The sequence below is a fragment of the Sphaerotilus natans genome, assembly GCF_900156335.1.
GTDB lineage: Bacteria > Pseudomonadota > Gammaproteobacteria > Burkholderiales > Burkholderiaceae_C > Sphaerotilus > Sphaerotilus natans.
Genome location: NZ_FTMZ01000018.1, coordinates 44,498 through 67,695, shown reverse-complemented (window position 1 = coordinate 67,695; position 23,198 = coordinate 44,498). Strand labels below are relative to the sequence as shown.

The following is a 23,198-nucleotide window of genomic DNA, read 5'->3' as shown; positions in this document are numbered from 1 at the left end:
AGACTCGACAGGAGACTCAGCAGCCCTGATGGCGCGCCACCGCCGCCTGCCAGCGCGAAGCCGACAGATCGCCGAACTGTCGGTCGATGCACACCAGCAGCAGCAGGTCGGCGCGCTGCGGCATCGGCAGCAGCAGATGGTGATGCTCGGCATCGGACCAGAGCAGCTCCTGCAGCGCCTGCGCTTCCTGCGCCGGCTCGTCCGGCGTCAGACCGGTCCGCCACATCGCGCAGCCCTGACGGGCAGCCCGCTCGGCCCGATCCGCGGCGCGCTCTGTGAGGGCCTGCAGCGACAGCAGCTCGGCCGAGCCGACGTCCACCAGCGCGGCAGCGAGCACGCCCGGGCCCATCGCCGCCAGCTCCAGCAGGCGCTCCACGCGCGAGAAATCGAGCGATCCGGCCGGATCGTCGTCATGCAGCGGCTCCTCGTCGGCCAGCGGCGGCAGCTCGGGCGTCGCGATCGGCGCTGCGGAAGCGGTGGAGTCGGCGGGGGCGGTCTGGACGGGAAAGGCGGTCATTCGGGGGGGCGCGGGGGTGTCGGTCGTGGCGCGCAGCCGGGCGAGCAGCAGGCGGGTCCAGTCCGGATCGGCGCTGCTGCCGGGGTGCTCGATCACCCGGACCGTCAGGCCGCGCGGCCACAGCGCCTGGCGCAGCGGCTCGCCGCGGCCGGGAGGCTCGGTCGGCACCAGCATCTGCAGCACCGGGCCGCGCCAGTGGTCGGGGCGCAGGCCTTCGCGGATGCGCCGCACCAGGTCCTTGTCACGGCGGGAGCCGGCCAGCACCAGCGCGGTGCCGGCGCGCGCCAGCAGATCCAGCACCAGGCCGAGCGCGCGGGCGTCCTCGGGCGAGGCCTCGACCTGCAGCACGCCCAGCCAGGTGCCTTCCGGCGTCGGCAGCACGGTGCCACGCAGCAGGGCCAGCGGCGTCTCGGGCTGGCTCTCGTGCAGCAGCACCACCTCGGACAGGCTGGCGCCGGCGCCGTGGGCCAGGGCTGGCAGGCTGAAGCCGGGCCAGCTGCCGTGCGGATCCCAGGCCACCAGGCAGTCGCCCGGCGTCGGGGCCTCGCGGGAGAACAGGCTGCCGAGCGGCGGGGCCTCCGGCTGCGCGGCCCCGGTGCGCAGTTCGCGTCGCACCGACCTCACACCAGCACCTGCTGGGCCTCCATGATGCGGTAGCGTGTCATCGCGAGATTGCTGCGCAGCTTGTCGAGCACCGACAGGATGAACAGATCGGGATGGGCGCGCAGCGTGCGCAGGATGTGGTAGCGGCTGCCGGCGGTCACCAGGATTTCCTCGAGCGGGTCGCCCGGGCGCGAGTGGCCGAGCTGGCGCAGCGTGCGCCGATGCGTCTTCCAGATCTCGGAGGCGGCCAGCGCGGCGCGGTCGATGTCGGGGCCGGGCGCGGGGCAGGCCACCACCGCGCCGGTGGCGCCGTTGACCAGCGCGACGAAGATCAGCCCGTCGAGCACGGTCAGCTCGTCGAGCACCGCGCGGGCGCGCCGGGCGTCGATGCGCGGCTCGATGCCCGACTGCAGGCTCATCGGCGCGCTGACCGGACCGAAGTCGCTGACCGGCGCGGCCGGTGGTGGCGACAGCGGCGACATCAGCGTGGTCGGCGCCTGGCCGACGAACACCATCGAGGGCGTGGGCGAGGACACGACCGGCGCCGACTCGGGCAGCGGCATCGGCGCGCTGGGGCTGGTCAGCGGCGCTGGCGAACTGGGCGTGGCCTGCTCGGTGCGCAGCTTCTGCCAGTGCGCGAGCATGCGGTTCCAGACCACGCTGGCGCTGGTGAGCGATTCGCAGATCGCCTCGACCCGCACCTGGTCGGGCCAGTCGAGCTGCTGGATGCGCTGCATCAGCGCGCCTGAGCTGACCGGCAGCATGAACAGCAGGTTGCGGCACTGCCAGTGCAGGCTGTGGGTGGCCTGGCGGATGTCCTCGAGCATCGAGGCGATGTCGGCCGGCGCCATCGGGCCGATGATCACCACCGACAGGTCGGAGCGCTCCATCAGCGCGATCTGCACCTCGGCGGCATCGCGGCCCTCGGCCTGGATGTCGGCGTAGTAGATCTTCAGCGTGTCGTCGGTGCGGCGCGGCAGCGTGGTGCGCTCGATGTCGGCCAGCGGCGCCAGGCTGGTCTGGTCGCGCATGTGCAGCCGCTCGATCGGCTGACCGCTGGCATCGGCCAGCGCACGGATGACGGCCGCGGCCCACATGTGGGACGGGTCGCAGATGGTGATGAGCTTCTGCCGGACGAAGGTGTCCTTGCGGCTGCCGGCGAAATGGGTGCGCATCGCCTGCGCGGGCGAGCCCTTGACCAGCAGCTCGTCGCGGTGCGGGTCGACCGCAGGGGGGGCGGCGGGCATGCAGTCCTGCTCGTCGGCCACATCCATGATGGTCGTCGAGATGAAGTCCGCGTCGTGACGGTCGTCAGGCGCCGGGTCGTCCTTGTGGCGACTGGCGCGACTGACCGCCTCGCGCAGCGGAGTGAGGTCGCCAAAGAGGCTCTTGAGCATGTTCTTCTCGGGGGTCTTTCGGGTCCGATGGATGATTTCGGCACGGCGCTACTTTAGTGCCTGAAACCTTGTGCTGGCTGATTCCGAGTGAAAGTTCATGATGCAATCTTTTGTGTTGCGTCGGCCTCTTGACTTCGCATGATTCGATTGGGAACAAAAAATCGCCGGTACCCCGTTCGGGATGGTGTAGAGGACATATCCCTTCATGGATCCCTTCATGGGCTGAGCGTGCATTCCCGGGCACACTGCGGGCCGTGTCCCGTTTCATGCCCTGTTCATGCCCCCGTTCCTGTCCATGCGTGACCTGATGCTTTTCCGTCTGCCGCTGCGCGTGCTGCTGTCCGCGCTGCTCGGGCTGGCGCTGCTGCTGCCCGCGCTGGTGCGCGCCGAGGATTTTCTCGAGCCTGACCGCGCCTTCCGCCTCGAGGCCGAGCTGCTCGACGCACGCACGCTGGGGGTGCGCTACACCATCGCGCCCGGCTACTACCTGTACCGCGAGCGGCTGGAGCTGCAGTCCGCGCCGGCCGGGCTGGCGCTGGCGGGCGTGCCGCTGCCGCCGGGCGATCGCAAGTACGACGAGACCTTCCAGAAAGACATGGCGGTCTACCACGACCGGCTGGCCTTCAGCGTCGATCTGGGGCCGCTGCTGGAGGCGGCACGCGCTGCGCCGGGCGGGCCGGTGCGGATCACGCTCGGCAGCCAGGGCTGCGCCGACAAGGGCCTGTGCTATCCGCCGCGGCGCCAGATCCTGCAGCTGGAGCTGAAGGACGGCGGTGCGGCCGGTCTGCAGGCGCTGGCGGTGCGGCTGCAGCCGGAGCAGGAGGGCGGGGCGCTGGTGCCGCTGGAGGACACGGCGCCGCCGGAGGGCGTGGGTGGCGCGATCGGCGACCGCTTCGCCGCCGCGCTGGGCTCGGGCAGCCTGCTGACGGTGGCGGCGGTGTTCGCGCTGGCCGGCCTGCTGCTGTCCTTCACGCCCTGCGTGCTGCCGATGGTGCCGATCCTGTCGTCGATCATCGTCGGGCAGGGCGAGCCGGTGTCGCGTGCGCGCGGCCTGGGCCTGTCGCTGGCCTACGCGCTGGGCATGGCGCTGGTCTACACCGCCTTCGGCGTGGCGGCCGGCCTGGCCGGCGAAGGGCTGGCCGCGGCGCTGCAGACGCCCGCGGTGCTGGGCGGCTTCGCGCTGCTGCTGGTGCTGCTGTCGCTGTCGATGTTCGGGCTCTACGAACTGCAGATGCCGGCGGCGCTGCAGTCGCGTCTCAGCCAGGCCGGCAGCGGCCTGCGCGGCGGGCGCCATGGCGGCGTCTTCCTGCTGGGCGGGCTGTCGGCGCTGATCGTCGGGCCCTGCGTGGCCGCGCCGCTGGCCGGCGCGCTGGTCTACATCAGCCGCACCGGCGATGTGGTGCTGGGCGGGCTGGCGCTGTTCTCGATGGCGATCGGCATGAGCGTGCCGCTGCTGTTGGTGGGCCTGTCGGCCGGATCGCTGCTGCCGAAGGCGGGGGCCTGGATGGCGTCGGTCAAGCATGTCTTCGGCGTGCTGCTGCTGGGCGTGGCGCTGTGGATGGTGCTGCCGCTGCTGCCGGCGGTGGTGGCGATGATCGGCTGGGGCGCGCTGGCGCTGGCGCTGGCTGCGGTGCTGTGGCGGGCGGCCCGGCCTGGCGCCGGCGGTCTGGCGGTGCGCGCGCTGGCGCTGGTCTGCGCGCTGCTGGCGCTGGCGCAGTGGGGTGGCGCGGCCAGCGGCGGGCGCGATGCGCTGGCGCCGCTGGCGCATCTGGGCGTGAACCTGGGCCTGGGCGGCGCACCGGCTGGCGAGCCGGTGCATTTCCGCCGGGTGCGCACGCTGGCCGAGCTGGAGACGGCGGTGCGCGAGGCCGGCCGACCGGTGATGTTCGACTTCTATGCCGACTGGTGCGTGTCCTGCAAGGAAATGGAGCGCTACACCTTCACCGACCCGCGGGTGCGCGAGCGCCTGGCCGGCGTGCTGCTGCTGCAGGTCGACGTGACCGCCAACAACGCCGACGACCGCGAGCTGCTGCGCCGCTTCGGCCTGTTCGGGCCGCCGGCCATCCTGTTCTTCGATGCGGCCGGGCGCGAGCAGTCCGAGCGCCGGGTGATCGGCTTCCAGAAGGCCGACGCCTTTCTCGCCAGCCTGGAGGCTGCCGGCATCCGCTGATCCGCGCATCCACTGACGCGGCGATATTCGACCTGACGCCGGGCTGACGCTGCGCCAGGGTGCCGTCAGCCCGGCGTGGCATCGTCGCGGACCTTTGAACCGAGAGGAGAGCTTCCGTGACGACCGACCTGATTCCGACCTGCGACCTGTGCGACCGCTTCAAGGGCGACACCAGCGGCGACTTCCGCGTGCTGCCGCCGGTGTTCCGCGAGTTCGGCGGCCGCGTCGCGTTCAGCGGCACCGCGGTCACCGTCAAGTGCTTCGAGGACAACACCTCGGTCAAGGCGCTGCTGGAGGGGCCGGGCGAGGGCCGGGTGCTGGTGGTCGATGGCGCGGGCTCGCTGCGCCGCGCGCTGGTGGGCGGCAACATCGGCGCGGCGGCGGCGCGCAACGGCTGGGCCGGCGTCATCGTCGACGGCTGCGTGCGCGATGTCGCCGAGCTGGCGGTCTGCGATGTCGGCATCCGTGCGCTGGCGCCGATGCCGCTGCCCACCGAACGGCGCCAGCCCGGCCTGCTCGACCAGCCGGTGCAGATCCAGGGCGTGACGGTGCGCCCCGGCGACTGGATCTGCGCCGATGCCGACGGCATCGTGGTGATGGGCGCACGTCCCGCCTGAACCGGGTCCTGCACCCGAACCCGGTACCGTACCCGGAGTCTTTCCACCGTGCAGACTGCACGGACCCATGCTTACAGACAGGGCGCCCGGGGCCGAAATAGGGCGCATGACCGAGACCCTGCTGTGCGCCATCGCCAGGCCTGCCAGCGCTGCCGACGAGGCGGCGGGCGGGCTGCTGCCAGCGGCGGCCGGGTCGGTTCAGGCGCTGGCGCTGCCTGCGGCGCCGGTGCTGCTGTCGCAGCTGCGCAGCGAATCTCCGGCCGCGCTGTCGCGCCTGGCCGCCGCGCTGGACGCGCCGAGCTGCGCGCTGCTGATGCAGTGTGCGATCTCGCTGGGCCTGGGGCCGCCGGGCGGGCGGCGCTCCACCTTCGAGGCGGCTGTCGACGCCTTCGGCGTGCGCCGGGCGGTCGATCTGTTCGGCACGCTGGCGCTGGTGGGCCAGATGCGTGCGCTGGCCTTGCAGCGAGACGGCGCGGGCGGTCCCTGCGCGTCCTGGGCCGGCTTCTGGGCGCACAGCCTCAACCGTGCGCGGGTGCTGGCCTGGCTGGCCCGCCGGCACGGCGGCGAAAGCGCCGATCTGGCGCTGGGCTTCGGCCTGCTGTGCGACAGCGCGGTGGCGCTGATGATGCTCGAGCTGCAGTCGCCCAGCTACCGGGTCACGCTGGCCGAGGCCAATCTCGGGCACCGCCCGGTCACCGAGGTCGAGCGCAGCCGCCACGGCATCGACCATGCCGAAGTGGCCGAGCGCCTGGCACTGCACTGGGGGCTGGACGCCGGTCTGGCCTGCGCGGTCGGGCGGCATCATGATGCCCGGGTGCTGACGCCCGAGACTTCGGCGCCGGAGCAGCCCTCCCGGGTGCGTCTGCTGGTCGCGCTCGGCCTGGTGGCCGACCGCATGACGGTGCGGCCGGCCGCGCGCCACCGCCAGCATGTCGAGTGGCAGCGTGGCGGCGCGATGGCCCTGCATGTGCTGGGCCTGAGCCTGCAGGACTACGACGACTGGCTCGACGAGGTCAGCGTGCAGGCCACGCTGGGCGGGCGCGGCTGACCCCGGGTCGGTGCGGTCAGGGCCGCACCACCTCCAGCAGCCGGTCCAGGCCGCCGGACTCGATCGCCACCATCGCGCGCTCGCGCACCGCCGGCTTGGCGTGATGCGCCACCGACAGGCCGACCGCGCCCATCATCGGCAGGTCGTTGGCGCCGTCGCCCATCGCGATGGCCTGGCGCGGATCGATGCCATGCTGCGCGCACAGGGCCAGCACCGTGCGGCGCTTTTCCTCGCCGTCGCAGATGTCGCCCCAGTCCTGGTCGAGCACCCGGCCGGTGAGGCGGCCGTCGGCGTCGATCTCCAGCAGGTTGCTGCGGGTGTGGTCGATCTGCAGCAGATCGCGCAGCCGGTCGGTGAAGAAGGTGAAGCCGCCCGAGACCAGCACGATCTTCAGGCCGGCGGCCTGGCAGGCACGCACCAGCGCCTCGGCGCCGGGATTCAGCCGCAGCCGCTCGGTCCAGACCGCCTCCAGCGCCGCCACCGGCACGCCGGCCAGCAGCGCCACGCGCCGGCGCAGGCTGTCCTTGAAGTCGGTGATCTCGCCGCGCATCGCCGCGGCGGTGATCGCGGCGACCTCGGCCTTGCGGCCGACCGCATCGGCGATCTCGTCGATGCACTCGATGTTGATCAGCGTCGAGTCCATGTCGAAGGCGATCAGGCGGAAGTCGCTCAGCCGCAGCGGCGGCTCGAAGCCGCGCACCACCAGGCCCGGCGCGATCTCGCGCGCGGCCGGCAGCACCCGCATCGACAGGTCGATCGCGCGCACGTCCTTGGTCAGCCGGCCGATCGAGACGCGGTCGACGCCGGTGGCGGCGATCTCGCGGATGGTCGTCATGTCGACGCCCCCGGAGACCTCCAGCAGCGCGCGGCCCCGGTTCAGCGCCACCGCCGCGCGCATGTCGTCGAAGGAAAAGTCGTCGATCAGCACGCTGGTGGCGCCGGCCTCCAGCGCCTCCTCCAGCTCGGCGAGGTTCTCGACCTCGATCTGGATGCTCACGCCCGAGTCGAGCGCCTGGGCTGCCTTTAGCGCCGCGGTGATGCCGCCGGCCGCGGCGATGTGGTTTTCCTTGATCAGGATGCCGTGCCACAGCGCCATGCGCTGGTTGGCGCCGCCGCCCACCCGCACCGCGTACTTCTGCGCCTGGCGCAGGCCCGGCAGGGTCTTGCGGGTGTCGAGCACCACGCAGCCGTTCGGGTTCGGGCTCAGGCCCTCGATCGCGTCGACATGCTCGCGGGTCACGGTGGCGACCGCCGAGAGCATCTGCAGGAAGTTCAGCGACGAGCGCTCGGCGCTGAGCAGCGCGCGCGCCGGCGCGTCGATGCGGCACAGCTCGGTGCCGGCGGCAAAGCGCGCGCCCTCGGCCACCGCCCAGTCGATGCGGATCGAGGCGTCGCAGCCGTGCATGCAGCCGTCGAACCAGTCGCGGCCGCACAGCACGCCGTCTTCCTTGGCGACGACGCGCGCCTGCACGCGGCGGTCGGCCGGCACCAGCTCGGCGGTCCAGTCGCAGCGGCCGATGTCCTCTTGCAGCGCGTCGCGGATGTTGCGTGCGCGTGCGGCTTCCAGGGTCTCGTTGTCTTCGAAGTGCATGGCGGGTGGTCGGGGGAGCGGTGAAAACGGACAGTAGCGGACGGGTCGCGAGCGTAGCAGGTCCGAGAGATGAATCCTGTTTCATATATTTCAAATTCACCGGGGCAAAAGAGGGGCCTGAATCGAGAAATCACTTTTGGCCGAGGTTTCTGTGTCCGGGTCGGAATACCCCTGAGTACCCCGGGGTGATCTTTCTAAGATCACCCGATCATGAGTTTCAAGCTGTTCCAGGCCTACATCCTGCTGACCTTCTTCCGACCGGTGGAGCTGTTCATGCCCGAGCTGGGCGAGCTGCGCCCGATGCTGTGGCTGTGGCTGCTGGCGGTGATCACCTCGGTGGTCGCCGCAGCCGCGAAGAAGGAGGCCGGCGCGCGCCCGATCCACTTCAAGCTGATCTTCGGGCTGTGGGTGCTGATCGGCGTGTCCAAGCTGCTGTCGCCCTGGCCTGGCGGCACGATGGATGCGATCAGCGACTTCAGCACCTCCTCGATGCTGTTCCTGCTGGCGGTGCTGAACCTGACCACGCTGGAGCGGCTGAAGTCGACGATGAACGCGGTGGTGTTGGCGATGCTGCTCAACTGCGTCTTCGGCATCCAGGCCTATCACACCGGCGAGAACATGGACAAGCTGGTGCTGCGCCAGACAGCGCCGGCGCACGACAACGACGATCCGTCGACGATGCCGGACCTGAAGACCGTCATTCCCGCGCGTGACGATTCCGGCTGGTTCCTGTGGCGTCTCAAGAGCGTGGGCTTCCTGGCTGACCCGAACGACTTTGCCCAGGTGCTGGTGATGACGCTGCCGATGCTGTGGGGCGCGGGCTGGCGGCCGGACCAGCGGCTGAACAATCTGGTGCGGGTGATCGCGCCCGGCGCGCTCATGATCTATGCGATCTTCCTGACCCAGTCGCGCGGGGCGCTGCTCGGTCTGGCCTCGCTGCTGTTCTTTGGCGTGCGCAAGGCCCTGGGCACGACGAAGACGATGCTGCTGCTGGGCTCGATGGTGGCGGTGCAGCTGGTGGGCAACATGTCGGGCGGGCGGGAGTTCTCCGGCAAGGAGAAGTCGGCCGAGGAGCGCATCGAGTCCTGGGTGATCGGCCTGGATCTGCTCAAGCGCAACCCGATCTTCGGCGCCGGCTACGGCAACTATCTCGAATACAACTACCTGACGGCGCACAACTCCTTCGTGCTGTGCTTCGCCGAGCTGGGCCTGCTGGGCTACTTCGTCTGGATGGGCCTGATCGTGCTGACCTACAAGAGCCTGAACCGCACGCTCGAGCAGCTGCCGGAGGGCAGTCCGGCGTGGCAGACGGCCTCGCTGCTGCGCTCGTCGATGGTGGGCTATCTGACCTGCGCCTGGTTCCTGTCGCGCACCTACGGGCCGGCGCTGTTCTTCCTGCTGGCGCTGTGCATCGGCGCCTGGCACTGCGCGGTGCGCTCGATGCCGACGCACCAGGTGCCCGCGCCGCTGCTCAGCATCGACTGGCGCCGCGACACGCTGCGGCTGATGGGGCTGACGATCTTCGGCGTCATGCTGTTCGTGCGCTCGCACTGATGCAGATCGGGCGGCATACTCCCGATCCGACATGGATCTGAAACAACTGGACTATTTCGTGCACGTCGCCGAGCTGCGCAGCTTCAGCCGCGCCGCGGTGGTGCTGGGCATCGCGCAGTCGGCGCTGAGCCGGCAGGTGCGTGCGCTCGAGATCGAGCTGCGCGAGACGCTGCTGCTGCGCAACGGCCGTGGCGTGACGCTGACCGAGGCCGGCCAGCGCCTGCTCGAGCACAGTCTGGCCATCCTGCAGCGCGTCGGCGAGGCCCGCGCCGACATGGCCTCCAACCGCGACGAGCCGGTCGGGCGCATCACCATCGGCCTGCCGCCGACCATCGGCCGCCAGCTCACGCTGCCGCTGATCGACGGCTTTCGCCGCCGCATGCCGCGCGCCCGTCTGGCGGTGGTCGAGGGCCTGTCGACCCACATCGTCGAGTGGATCACCTCGGGCCGGGTCGATCTGGGCCTGCTCTACAACCCGGAGGCTCAGCCGGGGCTGGAGTTCGTGCCGTTGCTGGAGGAGCCGCTGTGCCTGGTGCAGCGCGCCGATGCGCTGGCGTCGGCCGGGCGCGGGCCGCTGTCGATGGCCGAGCTGGCCGACGCGAGGCTGGTGCTGCCCGAACGCGCCCATGTGATCCGGCGCCTGCTCGAGACGCGCGCCATGCATGCCGGGCTGCAGCTCGACATCGCCTGGGAGGTTTCCAGCGTCGCGGCGATCATCGATCTGGTCTGCGCCGACTACGGCCAGGCGGTGCTGACCGCCAGCGCGGTGGCGGCCTCCGGCCGGGCGGACCTGCTGGCGGTGCGGCCGATTCTCGATCCGGGGCTGCGCAGCGTGCTGTGCCGGGCGGTGTCGTCGCGTCAGCGACCCACGCCGCTGCTGCGTCAGGCGACCCGGCTGCTGTCGGATCTGGCGCGCGGGCTGCCGCAGGCGGCTGCGGCCAGCTCGCTGCCAGGCTGAGCCGGGCGGATGTCTTTTGCGGAGGTGTCGTCGCGATGATTCCTGCCCCGATTCCGCCCGACGAGGAGCAGCGCCTGCAGGCGCTTGCGCGCTGCGCCATTCTCGACACGGCCGCCGAGCCGCTCTATGACGAGCTGGCCGTGCTGGCGGCGCGGCTGTGCGATGCGCCGGTGGCGGCGATCACGCTGGTCGACCGGCATCGGCAGTGGTTCAAGTCGCGCGTCAATGTGCCGGTCAGCGAGACGCCGCGGGCGATCTCGGCCTGCGCGCACACCCTGCTGGGGGACGGACCGCTGGTCTGCGAGGATGCCCTCCAGGACGCGCGCTTTCACGACAACCCGCTGGTGGCCGCCAACCGCAACCGCTTCTACGCCGGCGTGCCGCTGCGCCTGGCCAGCGGCGAGCGGCTCGGTGCGCTGTGCGTGCTCGATCACCGGCCGCGCCGGCTCGAGCCGGCGCAGCTGGAGATGCTCGAGCTGCTGGGGCGGCATGTCTCGCGCCTGCTCGATGCGCGCATCACCGCCGCGCAGCAGGTCGAGATGCTGAAGGACAGCGACCGCATGGTCGAGCTCCATGCCGGCATGGCCGACGAGTCGCGCGGCCTGCTGGTCGCGGCCGAGCAGGCGCGGCTGGCGCTGGTCGAGCTGCTGGAGTCGCAGCGCCGCCTCGAGCAGGAGCTGCGCGAGAGCGAGCAGCATTTCCGCACGCTGGCCGACCAGGGCTCGGCGCTGATCTGGACCTCCGGCCTGGACATGGGCTGCGACTACTTCAACCAGCCCTGGCTGAACTTCACCGGCCGCACCCTGGCCCAGGAGCTGGGCAGCGGCTGGACCGAGGGCGTGCATGCCGAGGACATCGAGCGCTGCCTGCTGACCTACAAGGCCGCCTTCGTCGCGCGGCGCAGCTTCAGCATGGAGTACCGGCTGCGTGCCGCCGACGGGCGCCACCGCTGGATTCGCGTCGATGGCTCGCCTCGGCACGACAGCCAGGGCCGCTTTCTTGGCTTCATCGGCTACTGCTACGACATCACCGAGGCCAAGGAGCTGGAGTTCCGGATGCGGCGCTTCCATGCCGAGCTCGAGCAGCGGGTGGCCGAGCGCACCGCCGATCTGGCCACCGCCAACCGCGAGCTGGCGACCTTCACCTACACCGTCTCGCATGACCTGAAGGCGCCGCTGCGCGGCATCGACGGCTACAGCCGCATGCTGCAGCTGGTGCACGGCGACCTGCTCGATGACGGTGCGCGCGATCTGGTGGCGCGCATCCGCCACGGCGCCGGCCAGATGAACCAGCTGATCCACGACCTGCTGGCCTACTGCCATCTCGAGCAGCGCCAGGTGCGCTGCGCCCGGGTCGATCTGGTCGATCTGGCGCGGCGGGCGATCGAGGCGCGCTGCACCGATGATCCCGGCCTGGGCCTGGGGGCGGGTCTCGGGCGGGTGCTGCAGCTCGAGGCGCCGGACACGCCGGTCATGGCCTGTGCCGATGCCGATGGCCTGGCCATGGTGCTGCGCAACCTGATCGACAACGCGCTGAAGTTCAGCGCCCGCAGCCAGCCGCCGTGCGTGCGGCTGCGTGTCAGCCACGGCGAGGATGGCTGCGCTATGCTTTCTGTCCACGACAACGGCATCGGTTTCGACATGCAGTATCACGACCGGATCTTCGAGATCTTCCAGCGGCTCGAGCGCGCCGAGGCCTATCCCGGCACCGGCATCGGTCTGGCGATCGTGCGCAAGGCGATGCAGCGCATGGGCGGCCGGGTCTGGGCCCAGGGCGAGCCGGGCCGTGGTGCCGTCTTCCACCTGGAGATGCCGCAATGATCTCGAGCGAACCGGTGCGCCGCGCCATCTTGCTGGTCGAGGACAACCCGATCGATCTGGACCTGACCCGGCGCGCCTTCGCGCGCAGCCAGCTGGTCAATCCGCTCGAGGTCGCCCGCGACGGCGCCGAGGCCCTGGCCTGGCTGGCGCGCTGGGAGGCCGGCGAGCCGCTGCCGCTGGTGGTGCTGCTCGACCTGAAGCTGCCCAAGGTCGATGGTCTGGAGGTGCTGCGCCGCTACCGCGAGCATGCCCTGGCGCGCACCGTGCCGATCGTGGTGCTGACCTCCTCGGCCGAGGACTGCGACATCGCGCAGGCCTATGGCGACGGGGCCAACTCCTACATCGTCAAGCCGGTCGACTTCGACAAGTTCCTCGAGGTCACCTCGCAGATCAAGCTCTACTGGTGTCTGCTGAACCAGCCGCCGTCGGCGCATCCGCCGGCCGGTGTTCCGGGTGTTGCCGGTTCGACATAGCTGCTAGTCGTCACCCTCGCTGGCAGGCATGGCCTGGGGCTGTCCAGAATGTGCAGCCCTTCACCCACGACCTCCAGGAGACTTGCTTGACTTCTGCCGCGATCTCTGCCGCGACCTCTTTGTCTCGCCGCCTCGGCCCTGCCGAAGTCGCGCCGATCGGTCTGGGCTGCATGAATCTCAGCCATGCCTATGGCGTGCCACCCGCGCCCGAGGCGGCCGCCAGTCTGCTGCTGCGCGCGCTCGATCTGGGCGTGAACCATTTCGACACCGCCGCGCTGTATGGCTTCGGTGCCAACGAGGAGCTGGTCGGTCGGGTGCTGGCGCCGCACCGCCACCGCTTCACGCTGGCGAGCAAGTGCGGCATGACCGGCGTCGACGGCAAGCGTGTGATCGACGGCCGTCCGGCCACCCTCAAGGCCACCTGCGAGGAGGCGCTGCGCCGACTGCGCACCGAGGTCATCGACCTGTACTATCTGCACCGCTGGGACAAGTCGGTGCCGATCGAGGAGTCGGTGGGCGCGCTGGCCGATCTGGTGCGCGAGGGCAAGATCCGCGCGATCGGCCTGTCGGAGGTGTCGGCGCCGACGCTGCGCCGCGCCCATGCGGTGCACCCGATCGCCGCGCTGCAGACCGAGTACTCGCTGTGGACGCGCAACCCGGAGATCGCGGTGCTGGAGGCCTGCCGCGAGCTGGGCACGGCCTTCGTCGCGTTCAGCCCGCTGGGGCGCGGCTTCCTGCCGGGCACGCTGCGCGAGGTCTCCGGCTTCGACGCGAAGGACATCCGCCGGGCGATGCCGCGCTTCACCGCCGCGAACCATGCGGCCAACCTGCGACTGCTCGAGCCACTGGTCGGGGTCGCCGAGGAGGCTGGCTGCACGCTGGCGCAGCTGGCGCTGGCCTGGCTGCTGCACCGTGGCGACCACATCCTGCCGATTCCGGGCACCACGAGCGTGGCGCATCTGGAGGAGAACCTGGGCGCGGCGGCGGTGGTGCTCACGCCCGAGCAGATCGCCCGCCTGGAGGCGGCCATCCACCCGGGCAATGTGGCCGGCACGCGCTACAACGCCGCCACCCAGACCGAGATCGACACGGAAGAGTTCTCGGCCTGAAACGACAGAGGCGGCCCGCAGGCCGCCTCTTGCTGCGCCAGGGCCAGGCACGGCCCCGGGGCGACGATCACATCGACAGCTTGACCTGGTAGCCCGGCGCGTTCTTCGGGTGGCTCTGGTTGGTGAAGACCGAGCGGTCGTTCTTCAGCATGATGACCTCGAAGAAGGGACGGAAGCGTTCCTCGGTGATGCCGAAGGCCTGCAGGAACTTGGCGAACATCTGCTGTTCTTCCGGCTCGGGCTGACCGTCGGCCAGCGAGGAGTCGATCAGGTTGACCATGATGCACATCTTCTGCGCGTCGGTCAGCAGCGGGGCGGCCTCGGCCAGGAAGGTGTCGAGCGAGTTCTTGCGGCGGTACTTCAGCGCCGAGTCCAGCAGGGCCTGGTTCTGTGCGCCCACGCCGATCGTGCCGCGTCCGTCGTCCTTGCCGCCGAGCACCGACAGCAGATGGCCCACTTCCTCGCTGTCCATCTCGCCATCGGCGCTCATCATGTAGATCAGCGAGGTGGTGAAGGCGAGGTGCGGCGTCATCTTGTCGCCGGAATCGCTCTTGAACATGTCGAACAGACCCATTGTGCTGGCTCCTGTGGAATGCAGTGGTTTTCGGGAAGGGAGAAAAGTCGGGAAGGTTCTTTCCCCCGCGCCATCAGATGGCACCGACGGCCTGAAGTTCCAGAGGGAGTCGCGATTTTTTGCAGCGCGGGCTCGTCGCCTGCGTGACGTCGCTCCGGCGGGGCCGGTGCTTCAATCGGATCCGTCCCGCCACCGTCTCGCCGAGAACCCAGCCGAGGATCTGTCGTCATGTCCCTGATCGCCCCCACCGAGCGCGGCCGCGAGCTGCTCGAGCGCCTGCAGGCCTTCTTCGATCGTCACATCTTCCCGAACGAGGCTCTCCACGAGCAGCAGATGCAGGCGCTGCGGGCCGCGGGCAATCCGTGGCAGCCGGTGCCGCTGGTGGAGGCGCTCAAGCCGCTGGCCCGCCAGGCCGGCCTCTGGAACCTGTTCCTGCCGCATGCGCACAAGGGCGAGGGCGGGGTGTCCAACTTCGACTACGCGCCGCTGTGCGAGCTGATGGGCCGGGTGATCTGGTCCGGCGAGGTCTTCAACTGTTCGGCGCCCGACACCGGCAACATGGAGACGCTCGAGCGCTACGGCACCGAGGCCCAGAAGACACGCTGGCTCGAGCCGCTGCTCGAGGGCCGGATCCGCTCGGCCTTCCTGATGACCGAGCCGGCGGTGGCCTCGTCGGACGCGACCAACATCGAGTGCTCGATCCGGCGCGATGGCGACGACTATGTCATCAACGGCCGCAAGTGGTTCTCGTCCGGCGCCGGGCATCCGAAGTGCGAGATCTTCATCGTGATGGGCAAGACCGATCCCGAGGCGGCGCGCCATCTGCAGCAGTCGATGATCCTGGTGCCGCGCGACACGCCGGGCGTGACGGTGCTGCGCCCCTTGAGCGTCTTCGGCTATGACGACGCGCCGCATGGCCACATGGAGGTGCTGCTGGAGAACGTGCGCGTGCCGGCCGAGAACATCCTGCTCGGCGAGGGGCGCGGCTTCGAGATCGCGCAGGGGCGGCTGGGCCCGGGGCGCATCCACCACTGCATGCGCTCGATCGGCGCGGCCGAGCGGGCGCTGGAGCTGATGATCGACCGGCTGAGCGCCCGCGTCGCCTTCGGCCAGCCGCTCTCGGCGCAGTCGATCTGGCATGAGCGCATCGCCGAGTCGCGCTGCATGATCGATCAGGCGCGGCTGCTGACGATGAATGCCGCGAAGATGATGGACACCGTCGGCAACAAGGGCGCCCGGGCCGAGATCGCGATGATCAAGGTGGTGGCGCCCAAGGTGTCCTGCCAGGTGGTCGACTGGGCGATCCAGGCCCATGGCGCGGCGGGCCTGAGCCAGGACAGCTGGCTGTCGGAAATGTACGCGCACCAGCGCACCGTGCGGCTGGTCGACGGTCCGGACGAGGTGCACCGCAACGCCATCGCCAAGCTCGAGATCGGTCGGCGCGCTCGGCGCGGCTGAGCTCGGCGCAGGGCCGACGCCTGCACGCCGGCGCGGATGCGGCGACAATGCCGCTCCAGACCGACGATGTTGCGATGAAGCCCGAAACGACCTTCCTGCCGGCCGCCGATGCCCACGCCCATGTCCGGCGTGGCCCGAGCGCGCGCCTGCCCACCGAGCATGGCGACTTCACCATTTCCTCCTACTTCGACCGCGGCACCAGCATCGAGCACATGGCCATCCATTGCGGCGAGCTGGTCGGCGCGCGCGAGGTGCTGGTGCGGGTGCATTCCGAGTGCCTGACCGGCGACATCTTCGGCTCGCTGCGCTGCGACTGCGGCCCGCAGCTGCGCCTGGCATTGCAGCGCATCAGTGCGGCTGGCCGGGGCGTGGTGATCTACATGCGCGGGCATGAAGGCCGCGGCATCGGCATCGACGAGAAGCTGCGCGCCTACACGCTGCAGGATCAGGGCCTGGACACCGTCGAGGCCAATCTGGCGCTGGGCCATGCGCCCGACAGCCGCCGTTTCGAGGCCGCCGCCGAGATCCTGCAGGACCTGGGCGTCGCTTCGGTCAGCCTGATGAGCAACAACCCGATCAAGCTGCTGGCGCTGCAGCAGCAGGGGCTGGAGGTGGTGCAGCGCGAGCCGCACGAGATCGATGCCAACCCCGAGAATGCCGCCTATCTCGCGACCAAGCGCGAGAAGATGGGTCACCTGCTGGCGCTGTCGGCCTCACCGGCGTCCTCGCCGGCCTCGCGCAGCCGCCGGTAGAGCGTGTTGCGGCTGATGCCGAGCCGGCGCGCCGCCTCCGACAGATTGCCTTCGCATGCAGCCACCGTGCGAGCCACTTGCGCGGCATCGAGCGGGGGGCGCGCCACACGGTTGCGGTCCGGCCCCTGTGGCTGCCGCGCGAGCTGAGCCAGCTCCTCGCGCAGGTCGTCGGGCAGATGATCGAGGCGGATCATGCGCTCGTGCGGCTCGAGCTGGGCGCTGGCCGCGCGCAGCGCGTTGGCGAGCTGGCGCCCGTTGCCGGGCCACGGGTAGCACGTCAGACGCTCGAGCAGGCCGGGATCGACCGCCGCCTGCGAGCCGACCGCGTCGAGCAGCTGGCGGCACAGCGCAGCCAGATCGCTGCGCTCGCGCAGCGGCGGCAGCATCAGCGTCAGGCCGTTGAGCCGGTAGTACAGGTCCTCGCGCAGCCGGCCGCAGGCCACCTCGTCGATCAGGCGGCGCCGGCTGGTGCAGATCAGCGCGACATCCAGCGGCTGGGCCGGCTCGCCCGGCAGCGGTGCCAGCATGTCGTCCTGCAGCACCCGCAGCAGCCGGGCCTGCAGCGGCAGCGGCAGATCAGCCACCTCGTCGAGCACCAGCGTGCCGCCGCGTGCGCGGCGCAGCAGGCCCGGCGCCGGCGGGCGTTCCAGCGGTCGGCCGAACAGGGTGTCGTCCAGCAGGTCGGCATCGAGGCTGGCGCAGTGCAGCGTCCGCAGCGGCCCGTCCCGGCGCGGGCTGTTGAGGTGCACCGCCTGGGCCAGTGCGCTCTTGCCGCTGCCGGATTCGCCCTGCAGCACCAGTCCGACCGGTGCGCCGCTCAGGCGCCTCAGCCGGTTGACGATCTGGCGCAGCGTCGGGTCACCCAGCTCGAAGCCGGACAGCGCGTCGTCCTGTCCTGGCCTCTCCGGCGCCGTCTCTGCTGCCGTCGCTGCCGCGACGCTGGATGCGGATGACGCAGGCGGCAGCGCATCGTCGGGCTGGCGATCCGTGCGGCGCGCCATGACCTCGATGCTGTGACTGCTGTCGACCCGCAGCCACAGCATCGTGCCGTCCGGACAGCGCAGCGCGCGCGGCTCAGCGGGCGGGCGGGCCATGGCTTCGATGCGGCACAGGTCCAGGCCGAAGAGGCTGTCGGCGCGCAGCGCGCCGATGTGGCCGCGCTCCAGCTTCAGCATCGACAGCGCCGCCGCATTGGCGCCGATCACCCAGCCGTCGTCCGACAGCGCCATCAGGCCTTCGGTCAGGCTGGCGATGCCTTCGCGCCGGGCATGAAAGCGCAGCCGCAGCCCCTGCGCGTGGCGGGTCTCGAACAGGCGCTGCTCGATCATGCGCGCGGCCGATCGCACCAGCCCGAGCGTGTGCCGGTGTGCCTGGCGGTGATCGTTGCTGATGTCGATCGCGCCGATGATGCGTCCGGCCGGATCGACGATCGGCGAGGCGGCGCAGGTCAGGAAGCCGTTGCGGTCCAGATAGTGTTCGTCGCCGTGGATCACCAGCGCCTGCTCCTCGGCCAGGCAGGTGCCGATCGCATTGGTGCCGCGCCATTGCTCATGCCAGATGGCGCCGGGGCGCAGGGCCACCCGTGCGGCACGCTGGCTGAAGTCGGCGTCGCCGATCGCGTCCAGCAGCATGCCCTGCGCATCGGCCAGCAGCACCACGCTGTCGGTGTCGCGGGTCTGCTCGAACAGGAATTCCAGCACCGGCCGCGCGTGCGCGATCAGCTCGTGATGGCGCTCGCGTGCCCGCGCGAGCTGCACCGCAGAGGCATGCGGCCCGGCGCTGCCCAGGCCGGCCGGCGTCAGCCCGGCCTCCCGGCTGCGCTGCCAGGAGCGCAGCAGCAGCGGGTCGACCGGCAGCGTGTCGGGCTCGACCTCGCCGCTCAGCAAGGCCTGCTTCAGGGGCCGCAGCCGTGGCGTCTTGCCCCCCGCAGGACGTTCGGAATCTTTCATTTAAGTGTTTACCCTTATGTTTTTTCGTGCCGATTGTCTCGCCAGGAGTCAGCCGCCGATGGTCCGATCCGTGACAGTTTTTGCCTCGTGCCGCGGCCTCGGGTATGTACTGTCTCGGCGAATGACAGTGCGGACCGCCGACCTGATCACTGAATGACCCCTGAACAGATTTCCAGCAGGAAACGGGCCATTTCTGCCTGAATGTCCGATCTCGTTCCCGACAGCGCACCGGAATGCGCCGGATTCACGGGCTGGCACGACCTTCGCAATGGAGGTGGCATCCCAACCCCTGGCATCAACACTGAAGGAGACATCGATGCTCTACGCGAATCCGAACACCCCGGGCGCCAAGGTCCAGTACAAGCCGCGCTATGACAACTTCATCGGCGGCAAGTGGGTCGCGCCGGTCTCCGGCCAGTACTTCGACGTCGTCACGCCGGTCAACGGCCAGGTCTACACCCAGGCGGCCCGCTCGAACGAAGCGGACGTCGAGCTGGCGCTGGACGCCGCCCACGCCGCAGCCGACAAGTGGGCCAAGACCTCGGTCACCGAGCGCTCCAACATCCTGCTGAAGATCGCCGACCGCCTCGAGCAGAACCTCGAGATGCTGGCCTACGCCGAGACCGTGGACAACGGCAAGCCGATCCGCGAGACGCTCAACGCCGACATCCCGCTGGCGGTCGACCACTTCCGCTACTTCGCCGGCTGCCTGCGCGGTCAGGAAGGCTCGCTGTCCGAAGTCGACGAGAACACGGTCGCCTACCACTACCACGAGCCGCTGGGCGTGGTCGGCCAGATCATTCCGTGGAACTTCCCGATCCTGATGGCCGCGTGGAAGCTGGCCCCGGCGCTGGGCGCGGGCAACTGCGTGGTGCTGAAGCCGGCCGAGTCGACCCCGATCTCGATCCTGGTGCTGACCGAGCTGATCGCCGACCTGCTGCCGCCGGGCGTGCTCAACATCGTCAACGGCTTCGGTCGCGAGGCCGGCATGCCGCTGGCCACCTCCAAGCGCATCGCCAAGATCGCCTTCACCGGCTCGACCGCCACCGGCAAGGTCATCGCCCAGGCCGCCGCGTCGAACCTGATCCCGGCCACGCTGGAGCTGGGCGGCAAGTCGCCCAACATCTTCTTCGCCGACGTCATGGACAAGGATGATTCCTTCCTGGACAAGGCGATCGAAGGTCTGGTGCTGTTCGCGTTCAACCAGGGCGAGGTCTGCACCTGCCCGTCGCGCGCCGTCATCCAGGAATCGATCTACGACGAGTTCATGGCGCGCGTGCTGCCGCGCGTGGCTGCCATCAAGCAGGGCAGCCCGCTCGACACCGACACCATGATCGGCGCGCAGGCCTCGCAGATGCAGATCGACAAGATCAGCAGCTACCTCGAACTGGGCAAGCAGGAAGGCGCGCAGGTGCTGATCGGCGGCGACCGCGCCCAGCTCGGCGGCGACCTGGCCGGCGGCTACTACATCCAGCCGACCCTGTTCAAGGGCCACAACAAGATGCGCATCTTCCAGGAAGAGATCTTCGGCCCGGTGCTGGCCGTGACCACCTTCCGTGACGAGGCCGACGCGCTGGCGATCGCCAACGACACCGTCTACGGTCTGGGCGCCGGCGTCTGGAGCCGCAACGGCAACACCGCCTACCGCATGGGCCGCGCGATCAAGGCCGGTCGCGTGTGGACCAACTGCTACCACGCCTACCCGGCGCACGCCGCCTTCGGTGGCTACAAGGAATCGGGCATCGGCCGCGAGACCCACAAGGTCATGCTGGACCACTACCAGCAGACCAAGAACCTGCTTGTCTCGTACAGCGAGAACAAGCTGGGCTTCTTCTGATCTGTTCAGATCGATTGACGAGCTGTCATGCCTTTGGGGGACTTCGGTCCCCCTTTTTCATTCATGGGAGAACGACATGACGACCCTTGCACGCGTGACCGCCACCGAAGGCGCGCTGGCGCTGATCGCGCAGCTTCAGGCTCGCCATGGCGCGCTGATGTTCTACCAGTCCAGCGGCTGCTGCGACAACAGCGCGCCCAACTGCTATCTGCCGGGTGAGCTGGCGATCAGCCCGAGCGATGTCCTGCTGGGCCACATCGGCGACGTGCCCTTCTACATGAGCAGTTCCCAGTACGCCTACTGGAAGAGCAGCCAGATGATCGTCGACGCGGTGGACGCCCCGCTGGGCGGGGACAACTTCAGCCTGGAAGGCCCTCTGGGCAAGGCCTTTCTCAGCCGTTCGCGGCTGTTCAGCGACGAGGAGTTCTCCCGGCTGGAGGCCGAGGAGGCGCTGCACCGCTCGTGAGCGGCGGTCCGGGGCGGCGTGTCAGGCGCCGGCGGGGGAGGGCGCCACGCCCGACGGCTCGCGGCTGATGCGCATCGTCACGTCGACCGCGCGCAGATGCTTGGTGATCGAGCCGACCGCGATGCGGTCCACGCCGGTCTCGGCCAGCATGCGCACCGTCTCCAGCGAGATGCCGCCCGAATACTCCACCAGCGTGCGGCCGCCACATTCCCGGTGTTCCCGCACCATGCGGGCCACCGTGCGCACCAGCTCCTGGGGCAGGCTTTCGATCAGCACCAGCTCGATGTCCTCGTCGAGCGCGATCAGCGTGTCCTCGCGGGTGCGGATCTCGGCCATGATCGGCACGTTCAGTCCGAGCGCGCGGGCGAATGAGATGGCCTCGCGCAGGCCGCCGGCCGAGGCGATGTGCACATCCTCGATCAGGAAGCCGTCATGCAGGCCCAGACGATGGTTCAGCCCGCCGCCGGCCAGCACGGCGTATTTCTGCGCGCTGCGCAGGCCCGGCAGGGTCTGGCGGGTGTCGACGATGCAGGTGCCCGTCGTGCCGACCGCCTCCACGTAGCGCCGCACCGAGGTGGCGGTGCCCGAGAGGGTCTGCAGGAAGTTCAGCGCGGTGCGCTCGCCGGTGAAGATCGCGCGCGCCGGGCCCGAGAGGGTGCACAGCAGGTCGTCGGCCTGCACGGCCGAGCCTTCCGGGACGGTCCACTCGATGCGGATCGTGGGGTCGAGGATCCGGAAGACCGCGTCGAACCAGGGCTGACCGCACAGCACCGCGGCTTCGCGGATCGTCACCTGGGCGGTGACCTGCTGGGCCCGTGACAGCAGCACCGAGGTCACGTCGCCGCTTCCGATGTCCTCGGCCAGGGCGTTCTCGACGCACAGTTGCAGGTCGACGGGCAGGCTGACGGTGTTCATGAGCGTTTTTTTCCTTTTCTGGCGGGCCTCTGGAGATGCGCGATTTTCATCCATCCGCGCTCCCCGGCGATTCCGGTCGGCAGATCCGGGATCTGGCTTCGTGACGAATGGGGTTTTGTCATCAAATAAAATACTAACAGCTTTTGGTGAGAGGGTGAGCGGAATGAATGGCGGGTGATTTGCGTGATTTGGGTTGAACGAGGCACAAAGTTGCAGTCCGTCTTGTTTTGAAAAAACAATTTCGTTAGTATCTTTTCATGGATGCCAACACCTTGCCCCTGTTCGAACCCGCCGCGGCCGATCAGCTGGTCGGCCGGCTGCAGGCCAGCTTCCATTCCTGGCTGGATTCGGCGCCGGCTCGCGGCCCTCGCGGCAGCGGCCGGCTGCGCGAGGAATCGGCGCGCATCTATGCGGACATGTGGCAGGCCTTCATCGCTTTCTGCGCGCCCTTGTCGACGGATGCAGGCTCAGGCGACTCCGGCCCGCGGGTCATCCGGCTGGATCCGCTGCGGCCGCCCGACGCCAAAGGGCAGGAGACGCTGGACCGCCGTGCCTTGCTGGATTTCCTCGAGCACGAAGCCATCCGGCCACTGCGGCAGGTCCGAACCCGCCGCACCCGGACCGAGCTGACGCCGCGCTACGCCTGGCGGCTGCTGCAGCTGATCGACCGGGTGCTCAACCACGCCCGCGAGCAGGAAGATCAGCCCGCCTACGAGCCGGCGCTGGCCCTGATGCAGGAGCCTCCGTTCTGTCATGCCAACGCGGCTGCGCTGACGCCCGTGCCCGATGTGCTGACCGATGCGCAATGCGAGAGCCTGATCGCGCACTGCACCGAATTCCAGTCGCTGGACCCGGCTGCCGGTGCCGCCTGGAAAGTCTTGCGCGACCGCTGCGCACTGGCGCTGATGCTGGGTGCCGGGCTGGCGCCTGGGCAGGTCAGGGCGCTGCGCCTGCGCGACGTGAGCTGCGACGGTGGCCGAGAGCCGGATCTGCCCTGGCGGCTCACCATCGTCGCCGATGGCAGCAGTCCTGAGCATCAGGTGCCGCTGGCGGACTGGGCTGCCCGCCAGCTTCGCCTCTGGCTGGCGGCGCGGCGCATGCTTGGCGCGGAAATGCAGTGCGCTGAATGGGTCTTCCCGTCGACCCTGTCGGGCAAGCCCTGGTCACATCCGGCCTGCCACCGTGCAGCGGTCACGCAGCTCGATGCGCTGGGCATCGAGGGCGGCGCGCCCTTCAGGCTGCGTCACACCTTTGCGGTGCGCCAGCTGCAGGCCGGCCATGCCGAGGAGGATGTCGCGCGCTGGATGGGCTATGTCGACACCGGCCCGATGAAGCGCTACCGCCATCTGCTCACCGCACCGGTGGCGGGTCTGGCCTGAGCAGCGTTCGA

The 23,198-nt window shown here is 69.9% G+C and carries 19 protein-coding genes and 1 pseudogene; 13 read left to right on the top strand and 7 right to left on the bottom strand.

Features of this window, described 5'->3' with window-relative positions; genetic code table 11:
- Positions 1 to 16: 16 nt before the first annotated feature.
- Both BW996_RS21790 and BW996_RS15330 read right to left on the bottom strand, forming a co-directional pair.
- Entirely contained in the window at positions 17 to 1,132 is a 1,116-nt protein-coding gene (locus BW996_RS21790) for a hypothetical protein (protein ID WP_076458996.1), read from the bottom strand.
- Between the two features lie 5 nt (positions 1,133 to 1,137).
- Positions 1,138 to 2,517 (bottom strand): roadblock/LC7 domain-containing protein, encoded by a 1,380-nt coding sequence (locus BW996_RS15330; protein WP_037478041.1) that lies wholly within the window; start codon positions 2,515 to 2,517, stop codon positions 1,138 to 1,140.
- 295 nt (positions 2,518 to 2,812) lie between these two features.
- Between BW996_RS15330 and dsbD the strand changes: the two genes are divergently transcribed.
- The 3 genes from dsbD (at position 2,813) to BW996_RS15315 (ending at position 6,352) form a co-directional block, all read left to right on the top strand.
- On the top strand, positions 2,813 to 4,687 hold the full coding sequence (gene dsbD / locus BW996_RS15325) for a protein-disulfide reductase DsbD (protein ID WP_051631507.1): 1,875 nt from the start codon (positions 2,813 to 2,815) through the stop codon (positions 4,685 to 4,687).
- Positions 4,688 to 4,803: 116 nt separating this feature from the next.
- Entirely contained in the window at positions 4,804 to 5,304 is a 501-nt protein-coding gene (rraA, locus tag BW996_RS15320) for a ribonuclease E activity regulator RraA (protein ID WP_037478045.1), read from the top strand.
- A 106-nt stretch (positions 5,305 to 5,410) separates the two neighbouring features.
- A complete protein-coding gene (locus BW996_RS15315) occupies positions 5,411 to 6,352 on the top strand; it encodes an HDOD domain-containing protein (protein WP_037478047.1) in 942 nt (313 codons plus the stop codon).
- A 16-nt stretch (positions 6,353 to 6,368) separates the two neighbouring features.
- Here the strand turns inward: BW996_RS15315 and serB are convergent, their stop codons facing one another.
- Positions 6,369 to 7,097 (bottom strand): phosphoserine phosphatase SerB, encoded by a 729-nt coding sequence (gene serB, locus BW996_RS21785; RefSeq protein WP_175619134.1) that lies wholly within the window; start codon positions 7,095 to 7,097, stop codon positions 6,369 to 6,371.
- Positions 7,086 to 7,943 (bottom strand): annotated as a pseudogene (gene nadC / locus BW996_RS21780) (carboxylating nicotinate-nucleotide diphosphorylase); the annotation flags it as partial. The pseudogene nadC (BW996_RS21780) and the gene serB, both read right to left, overlap by 12 nt.
- Positions 7,944 to 8,153: 210 nt before the next feature.
- Between nadC (BW996_RS21780) and BW996_RS15300 the strand changes: the two are divergent.
- From BW996_RS15300 to BW996_RS15280, 5 genes are all read left to right on the top strand, one after another.
- Positions 8,154 to 9,497 carry an O-antigen ligase family protein gene (locus BW996_RS15300; protein ID WP_037478048.1) on the top strand — a complete coding sequence of 448 codons (1,344 nt, stop codon included), beginning with the start codon at positions 8,154 to 8,156 and terminating at the stop codon, positions 9,495 to 9,497.
- 31 nt (positions 9,498 to 9,528) lie between these two features.
- The gene (locus BW996_RS15295; RefSeq protein WP_037478049.1) at positions 9,529 to 10,455 is read left to right on the top strand and encodes a LysR family transcriptional regulator; all 927 of its coding nucleotides are present in this window, start codon (positions 9,529 to 9,531) and stop codon (positions 10,453 to 10,455) included.
- Between the two features lie 35 nt (positions 10,456 to 10,490).
- Positions 10,491 to 12,275 carry a sensor histidine kinase gene (locus tag BW996_RS15290; RefSeq protein ID WP_051631508.1) on the top strand — a complete coding sequence of 595 codons (1,785 nt, stop codon included), beginning with the start codon at positions 10,491 to 10,493 and terminating at the stop codon, positions 12,273 to 12,275.
- Entirely contained in the window at positions 12,272 to 12,748 is a 477-nt protein-coding gene (locus tag BW996_RS15285) for a response regulator (RefSeq protein WP_051631509.1), read from the top strand. Before BW996_RS15290 ends, BW996_RS15285 begins: the two co-directional genes overlap by 4 nt.
- A 119-nt stretch (positions 12,749 to 12,867) precedes the next feature.
- The gene (locus BW996_RS15280; RefSeq protein WP_037478050.1) at positions 12,868 to 13,857 is read left to right on the top strand and encodes an aldo/keto reductase; all 990 of its coding nucleotides are present in this window, start codon (positions 12,868 to 12,870) and stop codon (positions 13,855 to 13,857) included.
- Between the two features lie 67 nt (positions 13,858 to 13,924).
- On the opposite strand, the gene BW996_RS15275 is transcribed toward BW996_RS15280, so the two are convergent.
- Complete coding sequence (locus BW996_RS15275; protein ID WP_037478051.1) at positions 13,925 to 14,431, bottom strand: tellurite resistance TerB family protein; 507 nt, start codon at positions 14,429 to 14,431, stop codon at positions 13,925 to 13,927.
- A gap of 228 nt (positions 14,432 to 14,659) precedes the next feature.
- On the opposite strand from BW996_RS15275, the gene BW996_RS15270 reads away from it, so the two are divergent.
- Positions 14,660 to 15,889, top strand: a complete 1,230-nt coding sequence (locus BW996_RS15270; RefSeq protein WP_037478052.1) for an acyl-CoA dehydrogenase family protein — start codon at positions 14,660 to 14,662, stop codon at positions 15,887 to 15,889.
- Between the two features lie 74 nt (positions 15,890 to 15,963).
- Positions 15,964 to 16,641, top strand: coding sequence for a GTP cyclohydrolase II (gene ribA, locus BW996_RS15265; protein ID WP_037478099.1), 678 nt, complete (start codon positions 15,964 to 15,966; stop codon positions 16,639 to 16,641).
- Here the strand turns inward: ribA and BW996_RS15260 are convergent.
- Positions 16,581 to 18,590, bottom strand: coding sequence for a sigma-54-dependent Fis family transcriptional regulator (locus BW996_RS15260; RefSeq protein WP_051631511.1), 2,010 nt, complete (start codon positions 18,588 to 18,590; stop codon positions 16,581 to 16,583). The genes ribA and BW996_RS15260 overlap by 61 nt on opposite strands.
- A 316-nt stretch (positions 18,591 to 18,906) precedes the next feature.
- Here BW996_RS15260 and exaC point away from each other — a divergent pair, with 316 nt between their 5' ends.
- Both exaC and BW996_RS15250 read left to right on the top strand, forming a co-directional pair.
- Positions 18,907 to 20,427, top strand: a complete 1,521-nt coding sequence (exaC, locus tag BW996_RS15255) for an acetaldehyde dehydrogenase ExaC (RefSeq protein ID WP_037478054.1) — start codon at positions 18,907 to 18,909, stop codon at positions 20,425 to 20,427.
- A 76-nt stretch (positions 20,428 to 20,503) separates the two neighbouring features.
- A complete protein-coding gene (locus tag BW996_RS15250) occupies positions 20,504 to 20,893 on the top strand; it encodes a DUF779 domain-containing protein (RefSeq protein ID WP_037478056.1) in 390 nt (129 codons plus the stop codon).
- Between the two features lie 21 nt (positions 20,894 to 20,914).
- Here the strand turns inward: BW996_RS15250 and nadC (BW996_RS15245) are convergent, their stop codons facing one another.
- Positions 20,915 to 21,808 (bottom strand): carboxylating nicotinate-nucleotide diphosphorylase, encoded by an 894-nt coding sequence (nadC, locus tag BW996_RS15245; RefSeq protein ID WP_076458995.1) that lies wholly within the window; start codon positions 21,806 to 21,808, stop codon positions 20,915 to 20,917.
- A gap of 272 nt (positions 21,809 to 22,080) precedes the next feature.
- On the opposite strand from nadC (BW996_RS15245), the gene BW996_RS15240 reads away from it, so the two are divergent.
- Positions 22,081 to 23,187 carry a tyrosine-type recombinase/integrase gene (locus tag BW996_RS15240; protein ID WP_162177943.1) on the top strand — a complete coding sequence of 369 codons (1,107 nt, stop codon included), beginning with the start codon at positions 22,081 to 22,083 and terminating at the stop codon, positions 23,185 to 23,187.
- The last annotated feature ends 11 nt before the right edge of the window (positions 23,188 to 23,198 follow it).

What these genes read in the sequence shown, in the direction of transcription:
- BW996_RS15330 (WP_037478041.1), bottom strand. Translation starts at nt 2,517, where the DNA reads ATGCTCAAGAGCCTCTTTGGCGACCTCACTCCGCTGCGCGAGGCGGTC.
- dsbD (WP_051631507.1), top strand. Translation starts at nt 2,813, where the DNA reads ATGCGTGACCTGATGCTTTTCCGTCTGCCGCTGCGCGTGCTGCTGTCC.
- BW996_RS15315 (WP_037478047.1), top strand. Translation starts at nt 5,411, where the DNA reads ATGACCGAGACCCTGCTGTGCGCCATCGCCAGGCCTGCCAGCGCTGCC.
- serB (WP_175619134.1), bottom strand. Translation starts at nt 7,097, where the DNA reads ATGCGGGTGCTGCCGGCCGCGCGCGAGATCGCGCCGGGCCTGGTGGTG.
- BW996_RS15300 (WP_037478048.1), top strand. Translation starts at nt 8,154, where the DNA reads ATGAGTTTCAAGCTGTTCCAGGCCTACATCCTGCTGACCTTCTTCCGA.
- BW996_RS15295 (WP_037478049.1), top strand. Translation starts at nt 9,529, where the DNA reads ATGGATCTGAAACAACTGGACTATTTCGTGCACGTCGCCGAGCTGCGC.
- BW996_RS15290 (WP_051631508.1), top strand. Translation starts at nt 10,491, where the DNA reads ATGATTCCTGCCCCGATTCCGCCCGACGAGGAGCAGCGCCTGCAGGCG.
- BW996_RS15285 (WP_051631509.1), top strand. Translation starts at nt 12,272, where the DNA reads ATGATCTCGAGCGAACCGGTGCGCCGCGCCATCTTGCTGGTCGAGGAC.
- BW996_RS15275 (WP_037478051.1), bottom strand. Translation starts at nt 14,431, where the DNA reads ATGGGTCTGTTCGACATGTTCAAGAGCGATTCCGGCGACAAGATGACG.
- BW996_RS15270 (WP_037478052.1), top strand. Translation starts at nt 14,660, where the DNA reads ATGTCCCTGATCGCCCCCACCGAGCGCGGCCGCGAGCTGCTCGAGCGC.
- ribA (WP_037478099.1), top strand. Translation starts at nt 15,964, where the DNA reads ATGAAGCCCGAAACGACCTTCCTGCCGGCCGCCGATGCCCACGCCCAT.
- BW996_RS15260 (WP_051631511.1), bottom strand. Translation starts at nt 18,590, where the DNA reads ATGAAAGATTCCGAACGTCCTGCGGGGGGCAAGACGCCACGGCTGCGG.
- exaC (WP_037478054.1), top strand. Translation starts at nt 18,907, where the DNA reads ATGCTCTACGCGAATCCGAACACCCCGGGCGCCAAGGTCCAGTACAAG.
- BW996_RS15250 (WP_037478056.1), top strand. Translation starts at nt 20,504, where the DNA reads ATGACGACCCTTGCACGCGTGACCGCCACCGAAGGCGCGCTGGCGCTG.
- nadC (WP_076458995.1), bottom strand. Translation starts at nt 21,808, where the DNA reads ATGAACACCGTCAGCCTGCCCGTCGACCTGCAACTGTGCGTCGAGAAC.